Annotated in this window: 2 protein-coding genes; both read right to left on the bottom strand. The window is 74.0% G+C overall.

Annotated elements, in window-relative coordinates; genetic code table 11:
- Nucleotides 1-2,484: 2,484 nt before the first annotated feature.
- Nucleotides 2,485-3,471: a C40 family peptidase gene (locus CCN39_RS33985; RefSeq protein WP_434781144.1), complete on the bottom strand. Its 987-nt coding sequence runs from the start codon at nucleotides 3,469-3,471 to the stop codon at nucleotides 2,485-2,487.
- Between the two features lie 17 nt (nucleotides 3,472-3,488).
- Nucleotides 3,489-4,064, bottom strand: a 576-nt coding sequence (locus CCN39_RS33990) for a hypothetical protein (RefSeq protein ID WP_086849001.1), incomplete at its 5' end; no start/stop codon positions are given.

Genomic DNA, 4,064 nt, shown 5'->3' on the forward strand with positions numbered 1-4,064 from the left:
GTGCCGCTGGCGAGCCAGCCGGGCCGGTGGCCGGGGTGCCGAGTGCCGGTGGCGAGCCAGCCGGGCCCTGCGCCGGGCCGGAAGCAGGGGCGCCGAGTGCCGCTGGCGAGCCAGCCGGGCCCTGCGCCGGGCCGGTAGCCGGGGTGGCGGGCGCCACTGGCGAGCCAGCCGGGCCCTGTACTGAGTTGGGAGCCGGGGTGCCCGGTGCCGTTGAAGAGCTTCCAGCCGGATCCTGCGCCGAACTGGAAGCCAGGGAGCCGGGCGCCATTGGAGAGCCGGCCGGGCCAGGAACCGGAGTGCTGGATACCGCTGGGGAGCTGGCCGGGCGATGCGCCGGGCCGGAAGCGGGGGCGTCCGGCACCGCTGGCGAGGCGACCGGGGCCTGTGCCGGGCCGGGAGCCGAAGTGCTGGGGGCCGCCGGGGTGGAGGCCGGGGCGCCGGGTGCCATTGGGGAACCGAGCGGGCCTTGGGTCGGCCCGCTGGGTGTCGTCTGGGAACCGGCCGGGGCGCTGCCCTGCGCGGGCGCGATGCCCGGCTGGGGGCTCGGCCCCTGTGGGGTGCCTGGCTGCGGGGCGGAACTGGGTGCGGGAGCCGGAGTCGTACCCTGCACGGGCACAACGCCCGGCACAGCTGCGGTGCCGTGGTCGGGAACCGAGCCGGCCCCCTGTTCGGCGGCGGGGGCCGGGCCGATGCCCTGAGTCGGCACGGGTGCGGCGTCCGGGCTGATACCGGGGGCCGGCAAGCCTGCTGGTCCCCAAGGCGGCCTGGGCAGGTGGGAGCCGATCATCGGAGCCTGCGGCTCCGATGGTGCATCGCCCGAGGCAGCGCTCGGCTGGGGAACATCCGTTGCCGGCTGCGATTCGGCGGCCGGGTGCGCGCCGCCTGTTGACTCGGCTGGCGGCAGGGCGTCGCTTGTCGGAGCCGTCGGCTGGGGAACGTCGTCCGATGCCGGTGGTTCGGCCTGTGGCTGCGCTTCCGAGGCAGCCGTTGGCTGGGGAACCGTCTCGGGGGCGGCCTGGGTGCTTCCTGCGGCAGACGTCGGCTGCGGGGCGTCGGGGGCACTGCCCGGCTGCGGGCTAGCCGAGTGCACTTCCTGCCGTGCAGCGGGCGCTCCCTGCTCGAAAGCAGGCTCCGCCGGATCGACCGGCTTCTGTTCCGCGCTGGGTACGACCGGCTCGGGTTCGCTTGCCTGCGACTCGGCGGGTGGGGGTGCAGCCTCAGCCTGGGGCTCGTCCGATGGCACCGGTTCGGCCGCAGGCTCACCCGCCTCCGGGCGAGTGGCTTCCCCCGATGCCGCAGCGGATGCCGATACCGATGCCGGTGCCGGTGCCGCAGCTTCCTGCTGCTCGGGCTCCTCGGGCACCGATTCGGCCGAAGTCGATGCGGCAGCTTCCGGCCCTTCCGGTTCGGCCGATTCCGAGGCACCCAGCTGATCGGCCGATTCACCCGGCGCTGATCCGGCGACCTCGCGCAGTGGCGATTCGACCGGCGCCGGCGTCCCTTCCGGCCGGTCTGCGTCCTGCGGGTTCGCTTCGCTCGCGGACGTAAGGGGCTCCGCCGGCGCTTGGGGTGTCGGCTCGGGAACCGGCGGGACCGCGCTGCGCACTTCCGGCGCTGCGTGCCGAGGCGATGGCGGTGCCTTCACCGGCCCCGGCAAGTCGGACTCGGCCGCCACCGACCACTCCGGCTCGACCGGAGCCGACGCCACAGGCGGCTCCTGATCCGACGACGACGGCGAAGATGGCGAAGAACCCGGCCGCCCCCACACCCCGGGCACGTGCTGCTCAGGCGTCCCCGGCACCGACTGCGCCGGGGGCGGGTGGGGCACCGTCCGCCACACCGGGGCCGGGCCGATGTTCATCGGCGCCGGGGCCGCGGCCGGACCTGCGGGCGATGCCGCCGGAGGCGCCGGGCGGCCCGCCGGCTTCGGGATCGGGTCCAGGCACGACACCAGGACCGACGTGTTCTCCGGGTCCGGGACCTTCCGGCCGCTCCGCTCGCGGTAGACCATCTCGCCGTCCGCGTCCATCTCCACCAGGTAGCCCGCCTCCGCGAGCTGTTCCTCGTCGAGGTCCGCCAGCTTCTCGTAGCGCGAGGGCACCACCCGGTAGATCGGCCACGCCAACCCCGCGTTCTCCGCGTGGAACTGGGCCAGCAACGCCGCCATCTGGTGCTGCCACGGCAGCGACATCCCCTCGGCCAGCGACCGCGGCAGCACCACGTACCCCGCGTCCACCCCCGGGTAACCCTGGCCCAGCTGGTCCGCGAGCGGTGTGCTGGACACGGGACGCGCACTCTGCCGGGGCGGCTGAGGCGCGCCGAACAGCGCCGCCGGGTCCCGGGGCTCACCCGCTCCGGGCTTGCCCCTCCTGCCGAATTTGCGTCCCACGTGCTCATCCTCTGCCAGTACGCGGTCACCTGCTCGTGGAAGCGCCGCGACGTCGGGTGAATCGGCCGATCCTGTCCAGGCCCTCGCGACCCATGCTAAACGCCGGGGCGGACCGCCTGCGGCACCAGTTCGCGCTCGTCGAACGAGAAGGCCCGGGTGTGCACCGGGACGCCCGTCTGCTGCGCCTCGACGATCTTGTTGTCCCCCAGGTACATCATCACGTGGTGAATGGAGGAGGGGTCCGACGGGTCGGTGGCGAGGAACAGCAGGTCACCGGGCTGCGCGTCGCGCACCGGCAGGTACGCGCCGGCGTGGTACTGGTCGCGGGAGACGCGCGGCAGGATGATCCCCGCCGACTCGTACGCGCGCAGCATCAGGCCCGAACAGTCGTACGAATCCGGACCCGTGGCGCCCCACACATACGGCTTCCCCTGCTCGCCCAGCGCGAAACTGATCGCCTGCCCGGCGGCCTGGCTCGGCGGCAGCAGCGCGCCCAGGCCGGTGCCGCAGGCGACGACGTCCACGACCTGGCCGACCGTCTCCACCAGCGTCGCCGCCATCGGCTCCCACTTGTGGTAGCGGTCCGGGAAGCCCGAGCGCTCCACCGCCTGGGCCGCGTCGCCGGGGCGCTTGTTCTCCCAGTCCGGCACCGCGAGCAGCACGTCGTAGAACTTGTTGACCGCGTACGTCGGGTTCGTCACCTCGGCGACCGAGCCCCAGCCCATCGACGGCCGCATCTGGAAGATGCCCTGGGAGTCGCGGTCGCCGTAGGTCAGGTTGTGCAGGCCGGACTCGGTCATCCCGGCCTGGATCGCGACCTGCCACGCGCGCGGCGCGAGCGTCCGCTGCTTGCCGATCGAGATGATCAGCGCGACGATGCCGCGCTGCTCTTCGTCCAGCTTCGACGCGTCGACCGTGCCGCGGTCGCCCTGGCCGGGCTGCGTCGGCCCGACCGAGGCGTCACAGCTCATCAGGTTGACGCCGCGGGCCTGCGCCTGCTGGTTGTCGATGACGACCTTGGCGGCGACCGCGGTCACGACCAGGGCACCGATCGCGAGGAACACGACCAGCCCCAGCCACAACCCCAGGCGCCGCACGGTCAGCTCGCCTGGTCGTAGTCGGCGACCCGCCAGCCGGCGTTGGTGCTCACCACCGTGATGGCCAGCTTCGGCCCGTCGGTCGGGATGGTCAGCTGCACCGAGCTCGGGTAGGCCGTGCCGACGGCCGGCTCACCGGTGACCTTCGTCGCCGGGATGTTCGCCGGGTCCACCGTCGCCATCTGCGGCAGGTACTCCTCGGTGGTGAACGGCTTCAGCTGCGCGAGCCACTGCTCGGAGGTGATGCCGGCCGGGTGCCGCACCCAGGCCGCGGCCCACTCCTTGGCGACGCGGATCGCGTCGGCGTTCGGCGTGGTCGGCGTGGGGGTGGCCAGCGGCGTGGACAGCCGCGTCGGCAGGTTCGACGTCGGGACCGGCGCCGCGACACCCGGCGGGGTGGTCGTGACCGAGGTGGTCGTCCCCGGGCCGCCCGGCGACGCCTTGGCCTGCGGCTTGCCGACCACCTTCGGCAGCACGATGCCGAGCGCGGTGATGAGGACGGCCAGGAACACGAGCGCGCCGACGAGGTGGCGCGGCGAGCGCAGCGGCCAGCCCCACAGGCGCCGGTAGACCGCGGC

It is taken from the genome of Amycolatopsis kentuckyensis, from assembly GCF_002155975.1.
In the GTDB taxonomy this organism is placed as follows: Bacteria; Actinomycetota; Actinomycetes; order Mycobacteriales; family Pseudonocardiaceae; genus Amycolatopsis; species Amycolatopsis kentuckyensis.